Raw genomic sequence first — 25,582 nt, forward strand, 5'->3', positions numbered from 1 at the left:
CTTACTCGGCGAGGTCCTGCTCCTCAATGGTGAAGTTGTGGTTGGTGAACACGCAGATATCGCCGGCGATGCCCAGGGCAGTCTCGACGATTTCGCGGGCCGACAGGTCGGTTTTCTTCAACAGTGCGCTGGCTGCCGCCTGGGCGTAGCCACCGCCGGAACCCATGGCGATCAGGCCATGTTCGGGCTCAACCACATCGCCGTTGCCGGTGATGATCAGGGACGCGTCTTTGTTGGCGACGGCCAGCATGGCTTCCAGGCGGCTGAGGGAGCGGTCGGTGCGCCATTCTTTGGCGAGTTCGACTGCGGCGCGCACGAGGTGGCCCTGGTGTTTTTCCAACTGGCCTTCGAAACGTTCGAACAGGGTGAAGGCGTCGGCGGTAGCGCCGGCAAAGCCCGCGAGAACCTGGCCGTGGTACAGGCGACGCACTTTCTTGGCGTTGCCTTTCATCACGGTATTACCCAGGGAAACCTGGCCGTCGCCGCCCATGACGACTTTGCCGTGGCGACGTACTGAAACGATGGTGGTCAAGGGGAGAGTCTCCACGCAGCGGGGCGAAAATGCCCTGATGGAAACTCATATGGGGGTGGCGGGGGGGATTTCAACCGTAGGGGGGTATGGCGGACGAGTGGTGGTCACGGGTCTGACACCCACTCCAGAAAGCTGCAAAACCAAATGTGGGAGGGGGCTTGCCCCCGATGGCAGTGTGTCAGTCACCGAAAATGTTGACTGATCTACTGCTATCGGGGGCAAGCCCCCTCCCACATTCTGATCGGTGTTGAGCTTGAATCAGCGGCTCTGGCGTTGTTGTAACAACAGGTTGCTAAAGCCCGCACCAGCCAGTTGCTTCTGCGCTACAGTCAGTTGTTCACGGTTGCTGAACGGACCCACCAGTACGCGATACCAGGTCGCATCCTTCACCGTGCCAGACTCCACCGTCACCGACTGGCCCAGCAGAATGATCTGCGCCCGCACGCGGTCCGCATCCGCCTGTTTGGGGAACGAGCCCGCTTGCAGGAAGAACTTGGTCACTGGCGCGGCCTTGGTCTCGGCCACCGGCGGTGCCGGCGGCGGGGTGATCCCGGCCAATGCGGCCTGGGCACGCGCCGTGTCGATCTTCGCGGCTTCCGCCGGGGTGACCGGGGTGGTCGGCACTTGCGGCGTCGGCAGGGTTTTCTCCGGCACGGCGTCCGGCGGCACGATCACTTCCGATTCGGGCAACAGTGTGTAGAAGTCGTACTTCGGCTTCACCGGAGCGGTCGGGCTCGGCGCAGTCTTGTTGGCTTCGGCCATTTTCGTAGCCTTCTGCTGCTCCTGCTTGACCCGTTTGACGTCATCGCCCTTGCCCGGATCCAGTTTCATCAGGAACACGATAAACGCGCCGACGGTGAGGCCGATCGCCATCCACAACCAGCCCGGGATCGGCTTCTTCGCCGGGGCCTGGTAGCGGCTGGCGCCGCGCTTGGGTGCTGGTTTTTTCTTGGCAGCCAACTTACATACGCTCCAGTGTTTCCAGGCCCAACAGTTCCAGGCCTTGCTTGAGGGTCCGTCCGGCCAGGGCGGCGAGGCGCAGGCGGCTTTGCTTCTGGGCTTCGTCGTCGGCGGTCAGGATCGGGCAGTTCTCATAGAAGCTGGAGAACAGGCCGGCGACTTCATACAGGTAGGTGCACAGGATGTGCGGCGTACCTTTCTCACCGACGCTGTTCAGCACTTCGCCGAATTGCGCCAGCTTGGCAGCCAGTTCCTGCTCGTGCGGGGCGTCCAGCACGATGTGCCCTTCAACTTCGCTGAAGTCCTTGCCCAGCTTGCGGAACACGCCGGCCACACGGGTGTAGGCGTACAGCAGGTACGGTGCGGTGTTGCCTTCGAAATTGAGCATCAGCTCGAAGTTGAAGCTGTAGTCGCTGGTGCGGTGCTTGGACAGGTCGGCATATTTCACCGCGCCAATACCCACCACGCGGGCGATGTTGCGCAGGTCGGCCTCGGCCAACTCCGGGTTCTTTTCCTTCACCAGGTTGTAGGCACGTTCCTGGGCTTCGGTCAGCAGGTCGATCAGCTTCACGGTGCCGCCGTCACGGGTCTTGAACGGACGGCCATCGGCGCCGTTCATGGTGCCGAAGCCCATGTGCTCCATGTGCATCGGGTGGGTGACAAAACCTGCTCGACGCGCCACTTCGAAGACTTGTTGGAAGTGCAGGGCCTGGCGCTGGTCGACGAAATACAGCGCACGGTCCGCCTTGAGCACGCCACTGCGGTAGCGCACGGCCGCCAGGTCGGTGGTGGCATACAGGTAGCCGCCATCGGCCTTGACGATGATCACCGGCAGCGGCTCGCCATCGGCGGTCTTGAACTCTTCGAGGAACACGCACTGCGCGCCGTTGCTTTCCACCAGCAGGCCTTTGGCCTTGAGGTCGTTGACCACGTTGATCAGGTCGTCGTTGTAGGCGCTTTCGCCCATCACGTCGGCCATGGTCAGCTTGACGTTGAGCAGCTCGTAGATTTCCTGGCAGTGCGACAGCGAGATCTCACGGAAGCGGTTCCACAGCGCCAGGCATTCCTGATCGCCGGCTTGCAGCTTGACCACCAGGCCACGGGCGCGGTCGGCGAACTCTTCGGATTCGTCGAAGCGCTTCTTGGCGGCGCGGTAGAAGTTTTCCAGGTCCGACAGCTCGTTGCTGGTGATCGGGTTCTCTTGCAGGTAAGCCATCAGCATGCCGAACTGGGTGCCCCAGTCGCCCACGTGGTTCTGGCGGACCACGGTGTCGCCGAGGAACTCTAGCACCCGTGCCACGCCGTCGCCGATGATAGTGGAGCGCAGGTGGCCCACGTGCATCTCTTTGGCCAGGTTCGGTGCCGACAGGTCGATGACCACGCGCTGCAGTGGGCCGGCCTTGCGCACGCCGATCCTGGCGTCGGCCAGGGCTGCATCCAGGCGCGAAGCAAGGGCCTGGGTATTCTGGAAGAAGTTGATAAAACCGGGGCCGGCGATTTCGGCCTTGGTGACGCTTTCGTCGGCAGGCAGCGCGGCGATGATTTTTTCCGCCAGGTCGCGCGGTTTCATGCCGGCCGGCTTGGACAGCATCATCGCAATGTTGCTGGCGAAGTCACCGTGGGTCTTGTCGCGGGTGTTTTCCACCTGGATCGCCGGCGACAGGCCTTCAGGCAACACACCTTCGTTGACGAGTTGGGTGAGGGCTTGTTGGATCAGCTGGCGAATGGTGTCTTTCATGGTGTTCTCTTTCGACCGCAAGCGGCGGCGCGCGATGCGCAGGTGGAAAAACTGGGCATTATCCGTGGCGAGGGCGGGCTTGCCAACCTTCGCGGGACCTGTGGCCAGGGTTAATACAAATCTACCGGGTCTACGTCCAACGACCATCGCACTTGCCGGCCGCTGGGCATTTGCTCCAGGGCAAGCAACCAGCTACTTAATAGGCGGTGCAGCGGCGCACGGGAGGTTGCCTGCAAAAGTAGCTGAGCGCGATAGCGCCCGGCACGGCGCTCCATGGGTGCAGGCACCGGGCCGAGCAGTTCGATGCCGCTCAGACCCAGTTCGCCCAGCAAACGTTCGGCGGCGCTGCACGCTTCATCCAGGAAGCTCTCGGCCTGCCCTGGTTTGTGCGCCTCGGCGCGCAGTAATGCAAGGTGGGAAAACGGCGGCAGGCCGGCGGCGCGACGTTCGCTCAGGGCCTGTTCGGCGAAGGCGAAGTAGCCTTGCTCGGTCAGTTGGATCAGCAGCGGATGGTCGGCCAGGTGCGTCTGGATAATCACCCGGCCAGGCTCCTCGGCACGGCCCGCACGGCCCGCGACCTGTACGATCAACTGCGCCATGCGCTCGCTGGCGCGGAAATCCCCGGAGAACAGCCCGCCGTCCGCATCGAGGATCGACACCAGGGTCACCCGTGGAAAGTGATGTCCCTTGGCAAGCATCTGCGTGCCGATGAGGATGCACGGCTGGCCTTTCTGGATGGTGGCGAACAGCTGGTTCATCGCGTCTTTGCGCGACGTGCTGTCGCGGTCCACCCGCAGCACCGGGTAATCCGGGAACAGGATGCCCAGGCGCTCTTCGGCGCGCTCGGTGCCTGCGCCTACCGGTCGCAGGTCGACTTTGCCGCACTGCGGGCAATGGCGTGGCACCCGCTCCACATGGCCGCAGTGGTGGCAGCGCAGTTCGCCGTGGCGCTGGTGCACAGTCATGCGTGCGTCGCAGCGTTCGCACTCGGACATCCAGCCGCAGTCATGGCACAGCAGGGTCGGCGCAAAACCCCGGCGATTGAGGAACACCAGCACCTGTTGACCGGCGGCGAGGGTCTGGCCGATGGCTTGTTGCATCGGCCCGGAAATGCCGCTGTCCAGCGGGCGGCTTTTGACGTCCAGGCGCAGGAAACGTGGTTGCTTGGCACCGCCCGCCCGCTCGTTGAGGCGTAGGAGGCCGTAACGACCGGTGTAGGCGTTGTGCAGGCTTTCCAGGGACGGCGTGGCCGAGCCCAGCACAATCGGGATGTCTTCCTGGCGCGCGCGCACCAGCGCCAGGTCGCGGGCGTGGTAGCGCAGGCCTTCCTGCTGTTTATAAGAGCCGTCGTGTTCCTCGTCGATGATGATCAGCCCGGGGTTTTTCATCGGGGTGAACAGCGCCGAACGGGTGCCGATAATAATGTCGGCCTCGCCGTCCCGCGCCGCCAGCCATGACTCCAGGCGCTCGCGGTCGTTGACCGCCGAGTGCACCAGGGCGATGCGCGCATTGAAACGCTGCTCGAAGCGCGCCAGGGTCTGCGGGCCGAGGTTGATCTCGGGGATCAGCACCAGCGCCTGTTTGCCGGCTTGCAGGGTCTCGCGGATCAACTGCAAATAGACTTCGGTCTTGCCGCTGCCCGTGACGCCGGCCAGCAGGAACGCGTGGAAGCTGTCGAAGCCTGCGCGAATCGCCTCGTAGGCGGCGCGTTGCTCGGGGTTCAGCGGCAATTCCGGCTGGGCCAGCCAGTGTTCGTGGCGGGCGTCGGGGGCGTGCTTGCGAATTTCCACCTGCACCAGGCCTTTGGCGAGCAGCAGGTCGAGGCTGTCTTTGCTCAGCATCAGCTTGCTCAGCAGCTGATGCGCCACGCCATGGGGATGCTGCGCCAGCGTGGCCAGGGCCTCGCGCTGGCGCGGCGCGCGGGCGATACGCGGGTCGTCGAGGCGCGCGCCGGGCACCATCGACCAGAAGCGTTCCTGGCGCGCTTCGGCCAGTTCGCCCTGGCGCAGCAGCACCGGCAACGCCCAGCTCAAGGTGTCGCCCAGGCTGTGCTGGTAATACTGGGCGGTCCACAGGCACAGCTTGAACAGCGCGGGCGGCAGTGGTGGGGTGGCGTCGAGGATGGCCAGCGCGGGCTTGAGCTTCTCGGCCGGTACTTCGCTGTGATCGGTGACTTCAACCAGAATGCCGATCATCTCTCGGCGCCCGAACGGCACGCGCACACGCATGCCCGGTTGCAACTGCGCCCGCAGTACGCCGGCCGGCGCCCGGTAATCGAACAGGCGGCGCAGGGGCGAGGGCAGGGCTAGGCGCAGAATGGCGTCGGGCACGCGGGGAGTCTCATATAAAGGCAGGCGGTGGCGCAGGGGCGGGAGCCTAGCAGACAGGGGAGGGCTTGGGTATGCCACGGTTTTCTGATGAAAGGAGGTTTTCAGCCGGATGTGCGGCTTGCGCGATTGAAAAGGTCTGGTAGAATCCGCGGCCTAATTACGTGCGGTATTCGACAATAGTGTCGAGTGGCGGCACGCTAGCCCGAGGAAGTGCCATGAAAGCCGATATCCATCCAGCGTACGAAACCATCGAAGTCACCTGCAGCTGCGGCAACAAGTTCGAAACCCGTTCGAACCTGTGCAAGCCACTGGGTACTGACGTATGCAACGAGTGCCACCCGTTCTACACCGGTAAGCAGAAAACTCTGGACACCGGCGGCCGTGTACAGCGCTTCGCAGATCGCTTTGGTGCTTTCGGCAAGAAGCCTGCTGCTACTCCAGCAGAGTAAGGCTCAAAAGCCTTATGGGCTTTTGCCAGCTGTTGAAAAAGGCGTCCCTTGTGGGCGCCTTTTTTGTGCCTGGGATTTGGCCTTCAGTCGCACAGGCCGACGTGTTTTGCCCCGCACCGGCCGCCCTGGCCCGGGTGGATGTGCAGCGTGTGGTGGATGGCGACACCGTGCGCCTGAAGGATGGCCGCAGTCTGCGGATGATCGGCCTCAATGCGCCTGAAACCGGCAAGAAAGGCCGCTCCGACGAGCCCTATGCCGTTGCGGCCCGCCAGCGTTTGCAGGCGTTGGTTGAGGCCAGTGGCGGCCGGGTTGGCTTGGTATTGGGGCGCGAGAGCAAAGACCGTTACGGCCGTACCTTGGCCCACCTTTACGGCGCTGATGGCGAGAACCTTGAGGCGCAACTGCTGGCCGAGGGGCTGGGGTTCCAAGTGGGCGTCGCGCCCAACGTCGATCTGGTCACCTGTCAGCAGGCTGCTGAAAACAGCGCCCGTCAGGCGCGATTGGGCCTGTGGCGCAAATCACCCGTGCTAAGCGTGGCACAACTCAAGCAGTCCGGCTTCGCCTTGGTCAGCGGCCGAGTGAGCAAGATCGAACGCAATCGCGGCGGAATCTGGATCGAATTGCAGGGCTCACTGGTATTACGCATTGCACCCGAACTCACTCGCCACTTCGACTCCGCATTGCTCAGTGGTCTGCAAGGCAGGACAATCGAAGCCCGTGGCTGGGTGCAGGATCGATCCAAACGGGGTGGCCGGAAAAACGGTCAGGCACGTTGGTTGCTGCCACTGACCGACCTCAGCATGCTCAAATCGACTGATTAATAAAAAATTGTAGACATTTTTTTATTCGATTGTGAACAGTTAAGCCCTTGTATCCCGTGGCCTTAGACCAAAGTACGGCGCTTTGGGGCCTTGACACCTGTGACTACCCAGTCTTGTAGGGACTTTGCGACACGCGTATCCTCGGCGGTCCGTCGACCAACAGTAAAAGCGGAATGCCGATATGTCTGATTTGAAAACTGCCGCTCTCGAATATCATGCCCATCCTCGTCCAGGAAAGCTGAGTGTAGAGCTCACCAAGGCCACTGCCACCGCCCGCGACCTGTCGCTGGCCTACAGCCCTGGTGTTGCCGAGCCCGTACGTGAAATCGCCCGCGACCCCGAACTGGCGTACAAGTACACCGGCAAAGGCAACCTGGTTGCAGTGATTTCCGATGGCACCGCGATTCTCGGCCTGGGTAACCTCGGCCCATTGGCTTCCAAGCCAGTCATGGAAGGTAAAGGCGTGCTGTTCAAGCGCTTTGCCGGCATCGACGTTTTCGACATCGAAGTCGACTCCGAAAGCCCGCAGGCGTTCATCGACACGGTCAAGCGCATTTCCATCACTTTCGGTGGCATCAACCTGGAAGACATCAAGGCACCTGAGTGCTTCGAGATCGAAAAGGCCCTGATCGAACAGTGCGACATTCCGGTATTCCACGATGACCAGCACGGCACCGCGATCGTAACCGCCGCCGGCATGATCAACGCCCTGGAAATCGCTGGCAAGACCCTGGCTGACGCACAGATCGTCTGCCTGGGCGCCGGCGCTGCGGCCATCTCCTGCATGAAGTTGCTGGTGAGCATGGGCGCCAAGCTGGAAAACATCTTCATGGTCGACAGCAAGGGCGTGGTCCAGTCCGAGCGTACCGACCTGAACCAGTACAAGGCGATGTTTGCCCACGCCACCGACAAGCGCACCCTGGCTGACGCCCTCGACGGTGCAGACGTGTTCGTCGGCCTCTCCGGCCCGAACCTGCTGAGCGCCGAAGGCCTCAAATCCATGGCGGCCAACCCGATCGTGTTCGCCTGCTCCAACCCGGACCCGGAGATCTCGCCGGAACTGGCGCACGCCACCCGCAACGACGTGATCATGGCCACCGGTCGTTCGGACTACCCGAACCAGGTCAACAACGTACTGGGCTTCCCGTTCATCTTCCGTGGTGCCCTGGACGTTCGCGCCAAGCGCATCAACGAAGAGATGAAAGTGGCTGCCGCCAATGCCCTGCGTGAACTGGCCAAGCTGCCGGTGCCTCAGGACGTGTGCGACGCCTACGGTGGCGCCAAGCTGGAATTCGGTCGTGAGTACATCATCCCGAAACCAATGGACAAGCGCCTGATCACCCTGATCTCCGATGCCGTGGCCAAAGCCGCCATCGAGACCGGCGTGGCCACCCTGCCGTATCCGAAGCACTACCCGCTGCAAAGCGTGGATGATGTGTTCAACGGCTAAGCCGTTGTAGCACACCAACAAAAAGCCCCGGCTCTCGCGAGTCGGGGCTTTTTTGTGGCGATTCACTTGGGCCTTGTGGAGACCCAAGTGTGGGAGCGGGCTTGCCCGCGATAGCGATGGATCAATCAGCTCATGTGGCGCCTGACACACCGCAATCGCGGGCAAGCCCGCTCCCACATTGAATCTGTTTCAGGCCATAAATCTCACTAGAACAGATCGATCGGCGCCGCTTCATCTGCCGGCAGCGGGCTACCCGGTGCAACGCCATTGCCCAGTTCGTTGACCGACGGCGGCGTGTCTTCGCTCTTGAACAGTTCGAAGTACGCGTTCGGCGTGCTTGGCGACGCTGCACGGCCACTGATCGGGTCGATGCGCAGGCTGAGGATGCCTTCCGGCTCCGGCTGGGTGTGCGGCGGCTTGTCCTTCAAGGCTGCGCCCATGTAGCTCATCCAGATCGGCAGCGCGACGGTGCCACCGAACTCGCGGCGGCCCAGGCTTTCCGGCTGGTCATAGCCGGTCCACACGGTGGTCACGTAGTCGGCGTTGTAGCCGGAGAACCAGGCATCCTTGGATTCGTTGGTGGTACCGGTCTTGCCGGCGATGTCCGGCCGGTTCAGCGCCAGAGCGCGGCGGCCGGTACCCTTCTTGATCACATCTTCCAGGATGCTGTTGAGAATATAAGTGGTACGGCCGTCGACAATACGCTCGGCAACTGCCGGCGCCTGTGGCTCCGCCGGGGTACCGTTGGCGGCTGGCGTGGTGCCTGGGGTCGGCTCGATGGTGATACCGCCATTGCTCGGCGCTGCCAGCCCATCGGTGGCGGCCACGCCGTTGACCACGTCGCCTGGCACGCGTGGCGGGTTGGCGGTGAACAGGGTGTCGCCGTTGCGGCTTTCGATCTTGTCGATCAGGTACGGCGTGATCTTGTACCCGCCGTTGGCAAAGGTGCTCCAGCCGGTGGCGATTTCCATCGGTGTGAGGGTCGCAGTGCCCAGGGCCAGGGAGAGGTTGGGCGGCAGGTCTGACTTGGCGAAACCGAAGCGCGTCATGTAATCGATGGTCTTGCCCACGCCCATTGCCTGCAGCAAGCGGATCGACACCAGGTTACGCGACTTGTACAGCGCTTCGCGGATGCGGATCGGGCCAAGGAAGGTGTTGGTGTCGTTCTTCGGGCGCCAGACCTTGTCCAGGTACTCGTCGACAAACACGATCGGCGCATCGTTGACCAGGCTGGCGGCGGTGTAGCCGTTGTCCAGCGCGGCACTGTAGATGAACGGCTTGAAGCTCGAGCCCGGTTGGCGCTTGGCTTGGGTGGCGCGGTTGTAGTTGCTCTGCTCGAACGCGAAACCACCGACCAGGGCGCGGATTGCGCCGTTCTGTGGGTCCAGCGACACCAGTGCGCCCTGGGCCAACGGCACCTGGCTGAACTTGAGGCTGTCGTCCTTCTGACGTTGCACGCGGATTAAGTCACCTACCTGCGCTACGTCCGACGGCTGCTTGGGCATCGGGCCCATGCTGTTGGTGTTCAGGAACGGGCGCGCCCATTTCATGCTGTCCCACGCCACATGGGCTTCGCCGGTGCGGGTCAGGACCTGTACGCCATCTTTCTTGACCTGGGTGACGATGGCCGGCTCCAGGCCGCTGATCGCACGTTGTTTGCCCAGTTCGGTGGTCCAGGCACTCAGGGTCTTGCCCGGCAGGCGTGATTCGGGGCCGCGGTAGCCGTGACGCTGGTCGTAGGTGATCAGGCCGGAATGCACCGAATTATTGGCGATGTCCTGCAAGTCGCTCGGCACGGTGGTAGTCACGCGGAAACCTTCGGTATACGCCTCGCTGCCATAGCGGCCGACCATCTCGGCGCGGGCCATTTCGGCGATGTAAGGGGCGTTCACTTCCGGGGTTGGTACGTGGTAGCTGGCGTTCAACGGCTCGGCGATGGCGCTTTCGTAAGCGGCCTGGTCGATCTTGCCCAGCTTGTACATGCGTCCCAGGATCCAGTCGCGGCGCTCTTTGCTGCGCGCCGGGTTGGCCAGCGGGTTGAAGCGTGATGGCGCCTTGGGCAGGCCGGCGATCATGGCCATCTGCGCCAGGCTGGCGTCACGGATGGACTTGCCATAGTAGACCTGCGAGGCCGCCTCGATCCCGTAGGCGCGGTTGCCCAGGTAGATCTTGTTCACGTACAGCTCAAGGATCTCATCCTTGGTCAACTGGCGTTCGATCTGCAACGCCAGGAGGATCTCGGTGGCCTTGCGCGAAAAGCTGCGCTCGCTGGTGAGGAAGAAGTTCTTCGCCACCTGCATGGTGATGGTGCTGCCGCCCGATTGAATGTGTCCGCTTTTTACTAGTTGTGTGGCCGCACGCACCAGGCTGCTGGGGTCGACACCATAGTGGTTGGCAAAATTATCGTCTTCGGCCGAGAGCAGGGCGCTGATGAAATTGGGTGGAATATCGGCAAAACGGATCGGTGTGCGGCGCATTTCGCCGAACTCCGCGATCAGTTTTTCATCGCTGCTGTAGACCCGTAAAGGAATCTGCAACTGGATACTTCTGAGGGCCTCTACGGAGGGCAAACCCGGACTAAGGTAGAGGTAGGCCCCGCTGAGCACGAGCAGCAGCCCGCAAACGATGGCGACAATGGAGTACCCGAAAAACTTCAGCAGACGAATCAAGGCTTTTGGATTTCCAGAGAAAAGAATGGGTTAGGCGTCGGGGCTGGCATGGCAAACGATGGATCGACCCGAGCTGCAGATAATAAAGCGGCAAAAAACGCTGGGCATTAAAGCATTTTTCGACTTGGGGCGTCATTCGCACCTGCTCAACAAGTCGACCGAATGCATGACGCCCGGCGGCAATCAGGCGGTATGACAGGCAAAGCTTTAGGGAGTTTTATGGGAAAAGGATTTTTCACGGGAAAACTCGACACCTTGCTGGGCGTCGACATCAATGACACGGCAATCCGGCTGGTGGAGCTGGGCCGTTCAACCTCTGGTTACAACATTCGCGGCTACGTCACCCAGGCATTGCCGATACGCTCGGTGGTCGACGGCACATTCCTGGATCTCGAAGGCGTGGGACGCACCTTGCGCAGTGCATTGTCACGGTTGGCGACGTCGGTCCGTGGCGCTGCCGCTGCGGTGTCCGGACCTTCGGTGATCACGCGCATGATCGAGATGGAGGCGGGGCTGACTGACGATGAGATGGCCTGGATGATCCAGATGGAGGCAGACCAGTACATTCCTTATCCATTGGATGACGTGGCCATCGACTTTCAAGTGCGCGGGCCTACCGCCCTGGACCCAGGTCGTGTCGAGGTGCTGCTGGCGGCGTGCCTGAAGGAACATGTCGAGGCACGGGAGGCGGTTCTGGCGCTGGCCGGGCTGGTGCCGAGGGTGATCGATGTCGAAGCGTTTGCATTGGCGCGCGCTTGCAGTCAGGATTTCGCCAGCTTCACGCCGAGCCATCGAGTCGATGGTGCACAATGGGCCGTGGACGCCCAGGGGATGGGAATTGCTTGCGGGTTGGCCCTGAGGAGTTTCGCTTGAAGACACGAATCAACCTTTTGCCTTGGCGCCAGGCGCTGGCGGAGCGGCGACGCAAGTACCTGCTGGCGTGTTTGCTGGCGTTCGCCTGCGCGGCGCTTGCGGCTGTGTGGCTGGCGGACCAGGTGATCGACCAGGCCATTGACCGGCAAGTGACCCGTAATGACCATCTGGGCAAGCAAATCACCGGCCTCGATTCGCGCATCAGGACCATCGACGACCTGCAGGAGCAAAGCCAGCAGTTGGCACAGCGCATGAAGGTTGTGCAGGACCTGCACGACTCCCGCTCGTCCGGCGCGCAATTGTTGGATCAGTTGGCGCGCGCAGTACCCGATGGTGTGCATCTGCATGAAGTGGTGGCGAAGGGCGATACGGTGAGTATCAGCGGCAGTGCCGAATCCAGCCAGGATATCGCCCAACTGATGCGTCGCCTGGAGGCCGCAAAAGGCGCCCATTCCACGCGGTTGCAACAGGTGCGCACCGAAGGTGCGCGCGGCAACAATGAATTCCAGTTGATGGTGCGACAGGGCGAGCCCGCCGAGGCGCAACCTTGAGCCCGTTGAGGCTCAATCTTTCTGCACTCACTCACAACGCTGCAAAATGGCCCCTACCTGGCAAGGCCCTGTTGGGCTGTGCGCTGGCGAGCCTGATATTTGTGGTGGGTGACCTTGTGTGCCTGAGCCCGTCGCGGCAACGGTTGCATCAGGTTGAGGTGCGGGAAGTAGCCCTGCAACAGCAAGTCGCTGAAAAGACGGCCCTGGCTGCCACCCTTGAGGCGCGCGTGCAGCAGTTCCAATTAATGCAGGCGAAAGCGGATGAGCTTTTCCGGGCGTTGCCGGGGAAATCCGAAATGCCCGGCTTGCTGGAAGACATCGCGCACTTGGCAGTGGCCAATGGTCTGGTGGTCGAGAGTGTCACGCCATCGGACGAACAGTCTCAGCCGTACTATCACGAGCAGCCGGTACAGGTCGGCGTGGCAGGGGCTTACCACGACCTGGCGACGTTCCTGAGTAGCTTGGGTGGTCTGGCGCGAATTGCGACGGTGCATGATGTTGTCCTGCGACGGGATGGCAAGCTGCTACGCCTTGATGTGCTGGTCAAGACCTATTGGCAGCCGGGCGGCGGGGGAGGTGGTCAGGCCCGCCAGGGGCAACTCTTTGTCTACGCGGCTTCCGGGCTGCGCGACCCTTTTCAACGGCTTGCCGTTCAGGTCGATCACCTGCCTGGGCGGCCCGCGCGTGCGCCAGACCTCGCCCGGCCACGCGCAGCCCTGGAAAGCCTTGCGTTGGACCAGTTCGAAATGGTCGGCACGCTGTCCCGCGGGTCGCAGGTCTTCGCCTTGCTGCGTGCGGCCTCCACGGTGCATCGCCTGGCGGTCGGTGACTACCTGGGGCCGGACCATGGCCGGGTCACGGCCATCGATGAGCGTTACATAGAGCTGGTCGAGCTGTTTCCCGATGGTCAGGGGGCATGGCTGGAGCGCCCGCGAACCCTGGTGTTAAACGTCAACTCATAACGGAATCGAATCAATGAAAAGGATTTTCTCGTCCTTCGGTGTAGCGCTATGGATAGCGTTCACGGCGCCGATGGCTATTGCTGTGCCCAATCGTCTAGACCTGATCCAGTTGCCACCGCCTGGCAATGCCACGTCGGGCGCCTACACCGGCGATAAGCTGAACCTTAACTTCCAGAGCATCGAGTTGCGCACCGCGCTGCAACAGATTGCCGATGTAGCGGGCCTCAATCTGGTAGCCAGCGACGATGTGCAGGGCTCGATTACCCTGCGCCTCAAGGATGTGCCCTGGGATCAGGCGTTGGACCTGGTGCTGCAAGCCAAGGGCCTGGATAAGCGGGTAAAGGCCGGTGTATTGCTGGTCGCGCCGGCCGAGGAGTTGGCGGCGCGTGAGCTGCTGACCCTGGAATCGCGCAAGCAAATGGCTGAACTGGCGCCGTTGCGTCGGGAGCTGTTGCAGGTCAATTACGCCAAGGCGGCGGACCTGGCCAAGTTGTTTCAGTCAGTCACGGGCCTTGAGGGCGTCACCGACGAGCGTGGCTCGGTGGCGGTGGATGATCGCACCAACAACATCATCGCCTATCAGACTGGCGAGCGGCTGGAGGAGCTGCGCAGGATCGTGGCGCAGTTGGATGTGCCGGTGCGCCAGGTGATGATCGAGGCGCGGATTGTCGAGGCCAATGTCGATTACGACAAAAGCCTGGGCGCTCGCTGGGGTGGGCGGCTCACTCGCGGCAACTGGGGCGCCGGCGGTATTCCGAAGCCTCTGGCGGATGGCGCGGAGCCTGCGGAAAACCCACCCAGTTCACCTTTTGTGGACTTGGGGTCACTCACCGGCTCATCGGGCCTGGGCATCGCCTTTATCACCGACAACCTGCTGCTGGACCTGGAGCTCACCGCCATGGAGAAAACCGGCAACGGCGAAATCGTCTCGCAACCCAAGGTGGTCACTTCCGACAAGGAAACCGCACGCATCCTCAAGGGCACCGAGATTCCCTACCAGGAATCCAGCTCCAGCGGCGCGACCTCGGTGTCGTTCAAGGAAGCCTCGCTGTCGCTGGAGGTCACCCCGCAAATCACCCCTGACGACCGCGTGATCATGGAGGTGAAAGTCACCAAGGATGAGCCCGACTACCTGAACAAACTCAACGATGTGCCGCCGATCAAGAAAAACGAGGTTAACGCCAAGGTGCTGGTCAAGGATGGCGAGACCATCGTCATTGGCGGGGTTTTCTCCACTACCCAAAGCAAAGTGGTAGATAAAGTGCCATTTTTGGGCGATGTGCCGTATCTTGGCCGCCTTTTCCGGCGCGATGTGCTGGCGGAGAAAAAATCCGAGCTGCTGGTATTCCTGACTCCGCGTATTATGAATAACCAGGCGATTGCTGTGAGTCGTTGATTCTGTGCGAAATTTGATTCTTGTAGGACCGATGGGGGCTGGAAAAAGCACCATCGGCCGTTTGCTGGCCAAAGAGCTGCGCCTGCCGTTCAAAGATTCCGACAAGGAAATTGAATTGCGCACGGGCGCCAATATCCCATGGATCTTCGATAAGGAAGGCGAACTGGGCTTTCGTGACCGCGAGCAGGCGATGATCGCCGAGCTGTGCGGCTGCGATGGTGTGGTATTGGCCACTGGCGGCGGCGCAGTGATGCGCGATGAAAACCGTCGGGCGCTGCATGCCGGTGGTCGGGTGGTCTATCTGCATGCATCGGTCGAGCAGCAGGTGGGCCGCACTGCCCGCGATCGCAATCGCCCGTTGCTGCGCACTGCCGACCCGGCGAAGACCTTGCGGGACCTGCTCGCATTGCGTGATCCGCTGTATCGGGAAATCGCCGATCTGGTGGTAGAAACCGATGAGCGGCCACCTCGGATGGTGGTCCTCGACATTCTTGAGCGCCTGCAACGGCTGCCACCCCGTTAAAGCCAGGCCCGAAATGCGCTATTCTCGGCGGCGCGCCAACACCTCCCAAGGTGTGGCGTAGAGCCATCAGGCGACGTCAGCGTTTGACGTTGCCGGTCGTCAATACATCTTCAACGCGGGGACACATGCAGACACTTAAGGTCGATCTAGGCGAGCGCAGCTACCCGATCCATATTGGCGAAGGTCTGCTGGACCAGCCCGAGTTGCTCGCACCGCATATTGCCGGGCGGCAAGTGGCGATCATCTCCAATGAAACGGTCGCGCCGCTGTATCTTGAGCGTCTGAGCCGCAGCCTCGCGGCGTACTCCGTTATTTCTGTGATCCTGCCCGACGGCGAGGCCCACAAGAACTGGGAAACCCTGCAACTGATCTTTGATGGCCTGCTGACTGCACGCCATGACCGCCGCACCACCGTGATCGCCCTGGGCGGCGGTGTGATCGGCGACATGGCCGGCTTTGCAGCGGCCTGCTACCAGCGTGGCGTGGACTTTATCCAGGTGCCGACCACCCTGCTGTCTCAAGTCGATTCGTCGGTGGGCGGCAAGACCGGCATCAACCACCCACTGGGCAAGAACATGGTCGGCGCGTTCTACCAGCCCCAAGCCGTGCTGATTGATACCGCCACCCTCAACACCCTGCCGCCGCGCGAGCTGTCGGCGGGCCTGGCAGAAGTCATCAAGTACGGGCTGATCTGCGACGAGCCGTTCCTGACGTGGCTGGAAGAGCACGTCGACGCCCTGCGCAATCTGGACCAGGCGGCACTCACCGAAGCCATTTCCCGCTCCTGCGCCGCCAAGGCGCTGGTGGTGAATGCCGACGAACGGGAGTCCGGCGTACGGGCCACCTTGAACCTGGGCCACACCTTCGGCCATGCGATCGAAACGCACATGGGCTATGGTGTGTGGTTGCATGGGGAAGCCGTGGCGGCTGGTACTGTGATGGCATTGGAGATGTCGCAGCGCCTGGGCTGGATCAGTGCCCAGGAGCGTGACCGGGGCATTCGCCTATTCCAGCGCGCCGGTTTGCCAGTCATTCCGCCTGAGGAAATGACCGAGGCGGACTTCCTCGAACATATGGCGATAGACAAGAAAGTGATCGACGGTCGACTGCGACTGGTGCTGCTGCGCCACATGGGCGAAGCGGTGGTGACCGACGATTATCCGAAAGAGATTTTACAGGCCACGCTGGGAGCGGATTACCGCGCCCTGGCCCAGCTTAAAGGTTAATAAGATCCCGATGACTAGTTTGCATGCCGACGAGGCGTTCCTCGGCCATTACCAGTTAAGCCACGACCCCTTTGCTCCACGGGTGCCTGGTTTCAAATTTTTCCCGGCCCAGCGCAAGCCTGTGCTCGGCCAGCTGCACCACCTCGCGCGCTACAGCCAACTGCTGCTGGTGGTGACGGGGCCGTTGGGCAGCGGCAAGACGCTGTTGCGCCAGGCCCTGGTGGCCAGCACCAACAAGCAATCGGTACAGAGCGTGGTGGTGTCGGCCCGTGGTGCCGGTGATGCGGCTGGCGTATTGCGCCAGGTTGCGCAGGCCCTGGATGTGGCTACAGCCGAGCCGAACGCGATTCTCAAGCAGGTCGTGCAACTGGGCCTGACCGGCCAGGAAGTCTACCTGCTGGTGGATGACGCCGAGCAGCTTGACGAATCCGCGCTTGAAGCGCTGCTGGCGCTGGCGGCGGGTACGCCGGAAGGTCGCCCGCACGTGTTCCTGTTCGGCGAGTCGTCGTTGATCGCCGACCTTGAGCAGATCAGCGGCGAACAAGAGCTGTTCCACGTCATCGAGTTGCAGCCGTACGAAGAGGAAGAAACCCGCGAATACCTGGCTCAACGCCTGGAAGGCGCGGGGGCGGGCATCGAACTTTTCTCCGCTCAACAGATCTCTGATATTCACGAAAGCTCCGACGGCTGGCCTGGCACCATCAACCAGGTTGCCCGCGATGCCATGATCGAAGCCATGATTGCCAGCCGCTCTGCGGTCAAGCGTCCAAAGATGGGGTTCACTATGCCTAAGAAACACGTATTGGCTATTTCCGCCGTTGTTGTGGTCGCTGTTGCCGCCGCCTGGTTGATTCCGGGTCGCAGCAAGGCGCCGACCACCGCCGGTGCGCCAACCGAGCAGGCGCAATTGCCACTGGGCAAACCCACGCCAAATGTTGAGTTCGCCAATTCCGGCCAGCCGACCAACCTGCCGATGGTCGGCCAGCCTGTCATGCGTGGCCCGCTCGCCGAAGAAGCCGGTGGCATTTCCGAAGGCGACGACGGCGTGCCGGTGGAAGGTTCCAGCGCCACACCGCCGACCGTCACAACCACAGCACCACCTGCTGGCGTGCCAGCCGGTCAGCCAGCGGCAAAACCAACGCCGGCACCGACTGTTGCAACCGCCAAGCCAGCGCCCGTGACCAAGCCGGTCGCGCCTGCGCCAGCCGCCAAGCCAGCGCCAGCCCCGGCCGCCAAGCCCGCTGAAAAACCAGCTGCCACCGTTGCCAAGGCCGGTGCTGCGGGTAGCGGTTGGTACGGCAGCCAGCCTTCCGGTAACTTCGTGGTGCAGATCCTCGGCACCAGCTCTGAAGCCAACGCCCAGGCGTTCGTGAAAGAGCAGGGCGGCGAGTACCGTTATTTCAAGAAAGTGCTCAACGGCAAGCCTCTCTACGTGATCACCTATGGCAGTTTTTCCAGCCGTGCAGCGGCTGATTCTGCCATCAAGGCCTTGCCAGCGAAGGTTCAGGCTGGTAAACCTTGGCCTCGCACTGTTGCCAGCGTTCAACAAGAACTCGCAACAACTCGCTGAAGATCAGGCGGCCTTACCCAGGCCGCCCTCCCGGCACCTCAAAAAAACTACAACAGCGTGCAGCCCTGAAGGCCGCGCGCTTTGTGGTGTCTGCGTCACAGTGGCTTTTGAGTCGTAGCGGTCAGAATTAAAAAAGTTTTGACTAGCACAGCATATCGCTTTAAACCTTTCATAAATGCGACATAGATTTGCGACATTTCGTCGCTAAATTTGTGAGCGTCTGTGTCGGTGTGTACAATGACCTCCCTTTTGCCCCCGCTAAGCCGGCGTACGTTCGGCGTGGAAGGTAACCGGTTGAATTGAAAAGAAATTTGCCTCGGTATAAGAGGCAGCCTGGTGAGAAAGTGTCTATGAAAGCAGGTCTGTACCAACCCGATGAATTCAAGGATAACTGCGGTTTCGGCCTGATAGCCCACATGCAGGGCGAGCCCAGTCATACCCTTTTGCAAACGGCCATCGAGGCCCTGACCTGCATGACCCACCGCGGTGGGATCAACGCCGACGGCAAGACCGGTGACGGTTGCGGCTTGCTGATTCAAAAGCCCGACCAGTTCCTGCGCGCTGTCGCAAAAGAGCAATTTGCTGTCGACCTGCCCAAGCAGTACGCCGTGGGCATGGTGTTTTTCAACCAGGACCCGGTCAAGGCCGAAGCCGCTCGCGAGAACATGAACCGCGAGATCCTGGCCGCCGGCCTGCAACTTGTCGGCTGGCGCAAAGTGCCGATCGACACCAGCGTGCTCGGCCGCCTGGCCAATGAGCGCCTGCCGCAGATCGAACAAGTGTTCATCGCAGGCGAAGGCCTGAGCGACCAGGACATGGCGATCAAGCTGTTCACGTCGCGTCGTCGCTCGTCCGTGGCCAATGCCGCCGACGCCGACCACTACATCTGCAGCTTTTCCCACAAGACCATCATTTATAAAGGCCTGATGATGCCGGCGGACTTGACCGCCTTCTATCCAGACCTGAGCGATGAGCGCCTGCAAACCGCAATCTGCGTGTTCCACCAGCGCTTCTCCACCAACACCCTGCCGAAATGGCCGCTGGCCCAGCCATTCCGCTTCCTCGCCCACAATGGCGAGATCAACACCATCACCGGCAACCGCAACTGGGCCGTGGCCCGTCGCACCAAGTTCGCCAATGACCTGATGGACCTTGAAGAGCTCGGCCCGCTGGTCAACCGCGTGGGTTCCGACTCCTCCAGCATGGACAACATGCTCGAACTGATGGTCACCGGCGGCATCGACCTGTTCCGTGGCGTGCGCATGATCATTCCGCCAGCGTGGCAGAACGTCGAGACCATGGACCCGGACCTGCGTGCATTCTACGAGTACAACTCGATGCACATGGAGCCGTGGGACGGCCCGGCTGGCGTGGTCATGACCGACGGCCGCTACGCGGTGTGCCTGCTCGACCGTAACGGTCTGCGCCCGGCGCGTTGGGTCACCACCACCAACGGCTTTATCACCCTCGCGTCGGAAATCGGCGTGTGGAACTACAAGCCGGAAGACGTGATCGCCAAAGGCCGCGTAGGCCCTGGCCAGATCCTGGCCGTGGACACCGAGACCGGGCAGATCCTCGACACCGACGCCATCGACGACCGCTTGAAGTCGCGTCACCCGTACAAGCAATGGCTGCGCAAGAACGCCCTGCGCATCCAGGCGACCATGGAAGACAACGACCACGGCTCGGCTTTTTATGACGTCGACCAGCTCAAGCAGTACATGAAGATGTACCAGGTCACGTTCGAAGAGCGCGACCAGGTGCTGCGTCCGCTCGGCGAGCAAGGCTACGAGGCGGTCGGTTCCATGGGCGATGACACGCCAATGGCGGTGCTGTCCCAGCGCGTGCGCACGCCGTACGACTATTTCCGCCAGCAATTCGCCCAGGTGACCAACCCACCGATCGATCCGCTGCGCGAAGCCATCGTGATGTCCCTGGAAGTCTGCCTCGGTGCCGAGCGCAACATCTTCCAGGAATCGCCTGAGCACGCTTCCCGCGTGATCCTCAGCTCGCCGGTCGTTTCCCCGGCCAAGTGGCGCTCGCTGATGACCCTGGAGCGCCCGGGCTTCGACCGTCAGATCATCGACCTGAACTACGACGAGAGCCTCGGCCTTGAAGCCGCGGTGCGCAACGTCGCCGACCAGGCTGAAGAAGCCGTGCGTGCCGGTCGTACCCAGATTGTGCTGACTGACCGTCACATTGCCCCAGGCAAGCTGCCGATCCACGCCTCCCTGGCCACCGGCGCGGTGCACCACCGCCTGACCGAGAAAGGCCTGCGCTGCGACTCCAACATCCTCGTGGAAACCGCCACCGCTCGCGACCCGCATCACTTTGCGGTACTGATCGGCTTCGGCGCCTCGGCGGTGTACCCGTTCCTCGCGTACGAAGTGCTGGGTGACCTGATCCGTACCGGTGAAGTGCTGGGCGACCTCTATGAGGTGTTCAAGAACTACCGCAAGGGCATCACCAAGGGCCTGCTGAAGATCCTGTCGAAGATGGGCATCTCCACTGTCACCTCGTACCGTGGCGCCCAGCTGTTCGAAGCCATCGGCCTGTCCGAAGAAGTCTGCGAGCTGAGTTTCCGTGGCGTGCCAAGCCGTATCAAGGGTGCGCGTTTTGTCGACATCGAAGCCGAACAGAAAGCCCTGGCAGCCGAAGCCTGGAGTGCGCGCAAGCCGATCCAGCAAGGCGGCCTGCTCAAGTTCGTGCACGGTGGCGAATACCACGCGTACAACCCGGACGTAGTCAACACCCTGCAAGCCGCCGTGCAGCAGGGCGACTACGCCAAGTTCAAGGAATACACCGCGCTGGTGGACAACCGCCCGGTGTCGATGATCCGCGACCTGTTCAAGGTGAAGACCCTGGACACGCCGATGGACATCAGCGAAGTCGAGCCGCTGGAATCGATCCTCAAGCGCTTCGACTCCGCCGGTATCTCCCTGGGCGCCTTGTCGCCTGAGGCTCACGAAGCCCTGGCCGAAGCCATGAACCGCCTGGGTGCGCGTTCCAACTCCGGCGAAGGCGGTGAAGACCCGGCGCGCTACGGCACCATCAAGAGCTCGAAAATCAAGCAGGTCGCGACTGGCCGTTTCGGCGTGACCCCGGAATACCTGGTCAACGCCGAAGTGCTGCAGATCAAGGTGGCCCAGGGCGCCAAGCCCGGTGAAGGCGGCCAGCTGCCAGGCGGCAAGGTCAACGGTCTGATCGCCAAGCTGCGTTATGCAGTGCCGGGTGTGACGCTGATCTCGCCTCCACCGCACCACGACATCTACTCGATCGAAGACTTGTCGCAGCTGATTTTCGACCTGAAACAAGTCAACCCGCAGGCCCTGGTCTCGGTGAAACTGGTGGCAGAAGCCGGCGTAGGCACCATTGCCGCTGGCGTGGCCAAGGCCTATGCCGACCTGATCACCATCTCCGGCTACGACGGCGGCACCGGCGCTTCGCCGCTGACCTCGATCAAGTACGCCGGTGCACCGTGGGAACTCGGCCTGGCCGAAACCCACCAGACCCTGCGCGGCAACGACTTGCGCGGCAAGGTTCGGGTACAGACCGACGGCGGCCTGAAAACCGGCCTCGACGTGATCAAGGCCGCGATCCTCGGTGCCGAAAGCTTCGGCTTCGGTACTGCGCCGATGATCGCCCTTGGCTGCAAATACCTGCGCATCTGCCACCTGAACAACTGCGCCACCGGCGTCGCGACCCAGAACGAGAAGCTGCGCAAGGATCACTACATCGGTACCGTCGACATGGTGGTGAACTTCTTCACCTACGTCGCCGAAGAAACCCGTGAGTGGTTGGCCAAGCTGGGTGTGCGCTCCCTCGAAGAGCTGATCGGTCGTACCGACCTGCTGGACATCCTTGAAGGCCAGACCGCCAAGCAGAACCACTTGGACCTGACGCCGCTGTTGGGCAGCGACCACATCCCGGCGGACAAGCCACAATTCTGCCAGGTGGACCGCAACCCACCGTTCGACAAAGGCCTGCTGGCCGAGAAGATGGTCGAAATGGCTTCTTCCTCGATCAACGATGCCAGCGGTGGCGAATTCGCCCTGGATATCTGCAACTGCGACCGTTCGATTGGCGCCCGCATCTCCGGCGAAATCGCGCGCAAGCACGGCAACCAGGGCATGGCGAAAGCGCCGATCACTTTCCGCTTCAAAGGCACTGCGGGCCAGAGCTTTGGCGTGTGGAACGCCGGCGGGCTGCACATGTACCTGGAAGGCGACGCCAACGACTACGTGGGCAAGGGCATGACCGGCGGCAAGCTGGTGATCGTTCCGCCTAAAGGCAGCGTCTACAAGACTCAGGACAGTGCCATCATCGGCAACACCTGCTTGTACGGCGCCACCGGTGGCAAGCTGTTCGCCGCCGGTACCGCCGGTGAGCGTTTCGCCGTGCGTAACTCCGGTGCCCACACCGTGGTAGAAGGCACTGGTGATCACTGCTGCGAGTACATGACCGGGGGCTTTGTCGCGGTACTGGGCAAGACCGGTTACAACTTCGGCTCGGGCATGACCGGCGGTTTCGCCTACGTGCTTGACCAGGACAACACCTTCGTCGACAAGGTCAACCACGAGTTGGTCGAGATCCAGCGGATCAGCGGCGAAGCCATGGAGTCCTACCGGAACCACTTGCAGCACGTGCTGGACGAGTACGTCGAGGAGACCGGCAGCGAATGGGGCCGTAACCTCGCTGAAAACCTCGATGATTACCTGCGTCGTTTCTGGCTGGTCAAGCCCAAGGCTGCCAACCTGAAATCGTTGCTTTCCAGCATCCGTGCCAACCCGCAGTGATATGCGCCTGAAGAGTTTGATGAGGTTTTAACATGGCTGAACGTCTGAATAACGACTTCCAGTTCATCGATGTCGGGCGCAAAGATCCGAAGAAGAAACTGTTGCGTCAACGCAAGAAAGAGTTCGTGGAAATCTACGAACCCTTCAAACCCCAGCACTCGGCCGACCAGGCCCACCGTTGCCTGGGGTGTGGTAACCCGTATTGCGAATGGAAGTGCCCGGTGCACAACTTCATTCCCAACTGGCTCAAGTTGGTGGCCGAGGGCAACATCCTCGCCGCCGCCGAGCTGTCGCACCAGACCAACACCCTGCCGGAAGTCTGCGGCCGGGTGTGCCCGCAGGACCGTCTGTGCGAGGGTGCGTGCACCCTCAATGACGGCTTCGGCGCGGTGACCATCGGTTCGGTGGAGAAGTACATCACCGACACCGCGTTCGCCATGGGCTGGCGCCCGGACATGTCCAAGGTCAAGCCGACCGGCAAGCGCGTCGCGATCATCGGTGCCGGCCCTGCCGGCCTTGGCTGTGCCGACGTATTGGTGCGTGGCGGCGTGACCCCGGTGGTGTTCGACAAGAACCCGGAAATCGGCGGCCTGCTGACCTTCGGCATCCCCGAGTTCAAGCTGGAAAAAACCGTCCTGAGCAACCGTCGTGAAGTGTTCACCGGCATGGGTATCGAGTTCCGCCTCAATACCGAAATCGGCAAAGACATCACCATGGAGCAACTGCTCGAAGAATACGATGCGGTATTCATGGGCATGGGCACCTACACCTACATGAAGGGCGGTTTTGCCGGTGAGGACCTGCCGGGCGTGTACGACGCGCTCGACTTCCTGATCGCCAACGTCAACCGCAACCTGGGTTTTGAAAAGTCGCCGGAAGACTTCGTCGACATGAAAGGCAAGAAGGTCGTGGTGCTCGGCGGTGGTGACACCGCGATGGACTGCAACCGCACCTCGATCCGCCAGGGCGCCAAGTCGGTGACCTGTGCCTATCGTCGTGACGAAGCCAACATGCCCGGCTCGCGCAAGGAGGTGAAGAACGCCAAGGAAGAAGGCGTGAAATTCCTCTACAACCGCCAGCCGATCGCCATTGTCGGTGAAGACCGCGTGGAAGGTGTGAAGGTGGTCGAGACCCGTCTCGGCGAACCGGACGCCCGTGGCCGTCGCAGCCCCGAACCGATCCCGGGTTCCGAAGAGATCATCCCGGCCGACGCCGTGGTCATCGCCTTCGGCTTCCGCCCAAGCCCGGCGCCGTGGTTCGAGCAGTTCCAGATCCAGACCGACAGCCAGGGCCGTGTCGTGGCTCCGGAACAAGGCCAGTACAAGCACCAGACCAGCAACCCGAAAATCTTCGCAGGTGGCGATATGGTGCGCGGTTCTGACCTGGTGGTGACGGCGATCTTCGAAGGGCGTAATGCCGCCGAAGGGATCCTGGATTACCTGAACGTCTAATCTCGTTCAAGCTGAAATGCGGTCAAAAATGTGGGAGGGGCGGTGCGACGACTCGACGCACCGCCCCTCCCACATTTATTTTTGCAGCGCTTTCAAGCCCGCGACAAATTGACCCGATAGACAAAAGGCACGGCTCATACCGTGCCTTTTGCGTCTGGCTCTGAGAAAATGCCCGCACTTTTTTTGCGGATGCCGACATGACTGCCCTCAAGAACGACCGTTTCCTTCGTGCCCTGCTCAAGCAACCCGTGGACGTCACCCCTGTGTGGATGATGCGCCAGGCCGGTCGCTACCTGCCGGAATACCGCGCCAGTCGCGCCAACGCCGGCGATTTCATGAGCCTGTGCATGAACCCGGAGTTCGCCTGCGAAGTCACCATGCAGCCGCTGGACCGCTACCCACAACTGGACGCGGCCATCCTTTTTTCCGACATCCTCACCATTCCTGATGCCATGGGGCAGGGCCTGTACTTCGAAACCGGCGAAGGCCCGCGTTTCAAGAAAGTCGTCAGCACCCTGGCCGATATCGAAGCCCTGCCGATTCCAGACCCACACAAAGACCTCGGTTATGTGATGGACGCCGTTAGCACCATCCGCCGCGAGCTTAATGGCCGTGTGCCGCTGATCGGCTTCTCCGGCAGCCCCTGGACCCTGGCCACCTACATGGTCGAAGGCGGCTCGTCGAAAGACTTCCGCAAGACCAAGGCTATGCTCTACGACAACCCGCAAGCCATGCACTTGCTGCTGGACAAGCTGGCGCAGTCGGTCACGTCCTACCTCAACGGCCAGATCATGGCCGGCGCCCAGGCGGTGCAGATCTTCGACACCTGGGGTGGCAACCTCTCGGCGGCGGCGTACCAGGAGTTCTCCCTGGCCTACATGCGCAAGATCGTCAGCGGCCTGATCCGCGAACACGAAGGGCGCAAGGTACCGGTGATCCTGTTCACTAAAGGTGGCGGCCTGTGGCTGGAAAGCATTGCCGACGCCGGTGCTGACGCCCTGGGCCTGGACTGGACCTGCGACATTGGCGAAGCTCGCCGTCGCGTTGGTGGCCAGGTCGCGCTGCAAGGCAACATGGACCCGACCGTGCTGTACGCCAAGCCGGAAGCGATCCGCACCGAAGTCGGCCGCATACTGGCCAGCTACGGCAAAGGCACCGGGCATGTGTTCAACCTCGGTCATGGGATTACTCCGGAAGTGAACCCGGAGCACGCTGGCGCATTCCTGCGCGCGGTGCATGAGTTGTCAGCGCAGTATCACGAATAACACGCAAAACAAATGTGGGA

General features: G+C 61.8%; 18 protein-coding genes. 13 read left to right on the top strand and 5 right to left on the bottom strand.

The genetic code is table 11. The annotated features are described in order from the left end of the window. Window position 1: 1 nt before the first annotated feature. The 4 genes from hslV to M2497_RS02960 form a co-directional block, all read right to left on the bottom strand. A complete protein-coding gene (gene hslV, locus M2497_RS02945) occupies window positions 2–532 on the bottom strand; it encodes an ATP-dependent protease subunit HslV (RefSeq protein WP_010563201.1) in 531 nt (176 codons plus the stop codon). A gap of 258 nt (window positions 533–790) precedes the next feature. Next, complete coding sequence (locus M2497_RS02950; protein WP_025858692.1) at window positions 791–1,492, bottom strand: SPOR domain-containing protein; 702 nt, start codon at window positions 1,490–1,492, stop codon at window positions 791–793. Between the two features lies 1 nt (window position 1,493). Further along, the gene (gene argS, locus M2497_RS02955) at window positions 1,494–3,230 is read right to left on the bottom strand and encodes an arginine--tRNA ligase (RefSeq protein ID WP_248485774.1); all 1,737 of its coding nucleotides are present in this window, start codon (window positions 3,228–3,230) and stop codon (window positions 1,494–1,496) included. A 110-nt stretch (window positions 3,231–3,340) separates the two neighbouring features. Then, the gene (locus tag M2497_RS02960; protein ID WP_248485775.1) at window positions 3,341–5,560 is read right to left on the bottom strand and encodes a primosomal protein N'; all 2,220 of its coding nucleotides are present in this window, start codon (window positions 5,558–5,560) and stop codon (window positions 3,341–3,343) included. A gap of 215 nt (window positions 5,561–5,775) precedes the next feature. Between M2497_RS02960 and rpmE the strand changes: the two genes are divergently transcribed. The 3 genes from rpmE (at window position 5,776) to M2497_RS02975 (ending at window position 8,280) form a co-directional block, all read left to right on the top strand. Further along, a complete protein-coding gene (gene rpmE / locus M2497_RS02965) occupies window positions 5,776–6,009 on the top strand; it encodes a 50S ribosomal protein L31 (RefSeq protein ID WP_005784030.1) in 234 nt (77 codons plus the stop codon). Window positions 6,010–6,023: 14 nt separating this feature from the next. After that, window positions 6,024–6,830 (top strand): thermonuclease family protein, encoded by an 807-nt coding sequence (locus M2497_RS02970; RefSeq protein WP_248485776.1) that lies wholly within the window; start codon window positions 6,024–6,026, stop codon window positions 6,828–6,830. Window positions 6,831–7,011: 181 nt separating this feature from the next. Beyond that, window positions 7,012–8,280, top strand: a complete 1,269-nt coding sequence (locus M2497_RS02975; protein WP_058423669.1) for a malic enzyme-like NAD(P)-binding protein — start codon at window positions 7,012–7,014, stop codon at window positions 8,278–8,280. Between the two features lie 206 nt (window positions 8,281–8,486). Here M2497_RS02975 and M2497_RS02980 read toward each other — a convergent pair whose 3' ends face one another. Beyond that, the gene (locus M2497_RS02980; RefSeq protein WP_071497104.1) at window positions 8,487–10,949 is read right to left on the bottom strand and encodes a penicillin-binding protein 1A; all 2,463 of its coding nucleotides are present in this window, start codon (window positions 10,947–10,949) and stop codon (window positions 8,487–8,489) included. Window positions 10,950–11,168: 219 nt separating this feature from the next. Here M2497_RS02980 and pilM point away from each other — a divergent pair, with 219 nt between their 5' ends. From pilM to hemE, 10 genes are all read left to right on the top strand, one after another. Beyond that, complete coding sequence (gene pilM, locus M2497_RS02985) at window positions 11,169–11,822, top strand: type IV pilus assembly protein PilM (RefSeq protein WP_248485777.1); 654 nt, start codon at window positions 11,169–11,171, stop codon at window positions 11,820–11,822. Further along, window positions 11,819–12,373 carry a PilN domain-containing protein gene (locus tag M2497_RS02990; protein ID WP_248485778.1) on the top strand — a complete coding sequence of 185 codons (555 nt, stop codon included), beginning with the start codon at window positions 11,819–11,821 and terminating at the stop codon, window positions 12,371–12,373. Before pilM ends, M2497_RS02990 begins: the two co-directional genes overlap by 4 nt. Then, on the top strand, window positions 12,370–13,335 hold the full coding sequence (locus M2497_RS02995; protein ID WP_248485779.1) for a pilus assembly protein PilP: 966 nt from the start codon (window positions 12,370–12,372) through the stop codon (window positions 13,333–13,335). Before M2497_RS02990 ends, M2497_RS02995 begins: the two co-directional genes overlap by 4 nt. A gap of 70 nt (window positions 13,336–13,405) precedes the next feature. Continuing rightward, window positions 13,406–14,731: a type IV pilus secretin PilQ family protein gene (locus M2497_RS03000; protein WP_248488166.1), complete on the top strand. Its 1,326-nt coding sequence runs from the start codon at window positions 13,406–13,408 to the stop codon at window positions 14,729–14,731. A gap of 4 nt (window positions 14,732–14,735) precedes the next feature. Then, window positions 14,736–15,254, top strand: coding sequence for a shikimate kinase AroK (gene aroK, locus M2497_RS03005; protein WP_003187914.1), 519 nt, complete (start codon window positions 14,736–14,738; stop codon window positions 15,252–15,254). Window positions 15,255–15,379: 125 nt separating this feature from the next. Continuing rightward, on the top strand, window positions 15,380–16,480 hold the full coding sequence (aroB, locus tag M2497_RS03010; RefSeq protein WP_021492321.1) for a 3-dehydroquinate synthase: 1,101 nt from the start codon (window positions 15,380–15,382) through the stop codon (window positions 16,478–16,480). A 10-nt stretch (window positions 16,481–16,490) separates the two neighbouring features. Then, the gene (locus M2497_RS03015) at window positions 16,491–18,050 is read left to right on the top strand and encodes an AAA family ATPase (RefSeq protein WP_248485780.1); all 1,560 of its coding nucleotides are present in this window, start codon (window positions 16,491–16,493) and stop codon (window positions 18,048–18,050) included. 350 nt (window positions 18,051–18,400) lie between these two features. Beyond that, complete coding sequence (gltB, locus tag M2497_RS03020; protein WP_078046510.1) at window positions 18,401–22,846, top strand: glutamate synthase large subunit; 4,446 nt, start codon at window positions 18,401–18,403, stop codon at window positions 22,844–22,846. A 32-nt stretch (window positions 22,847–22,878) separates the two neighbouring features. Continuing rightward, entirely contained in the window at window positions 22,879–24,297 is a 1,419-nt protein-coding gene (locus M2497_RS03025) for an FAD-dependent oxidoreductase (protein ID WP_058423660.1), read from the top strand. A 197-nt stretch (window positions 24,298–24,494) separates the two neighbouring features. Beyond that, window positions 24,495–25,562 (top strand): uroporphyrinogen decarboxylase, encoded by a 1,068-nt coding sequence (hemE, locus tag M2497_RS03030; RefSeq protein WP_012721820.1) that lies wholly within the window; start codon window positions 24,495–24,497, stop codon window positions 25,560–25,562. Window positions 25,563–25,582: the final 20 nt, after the last annotated feature.

It is taken from the genome of Pseudomonas sp. CYM-20-01, from assembly GCF_023169845.1.
In the GTDB taxonomy this organism is placed as follows: Bacteria; Pseudomonadota; Gammaproteobacteria; order Pseudomonadales; family Pseudomonadaceae; genus Aquipseudomonas; species Aquipseudomonas azotoformans.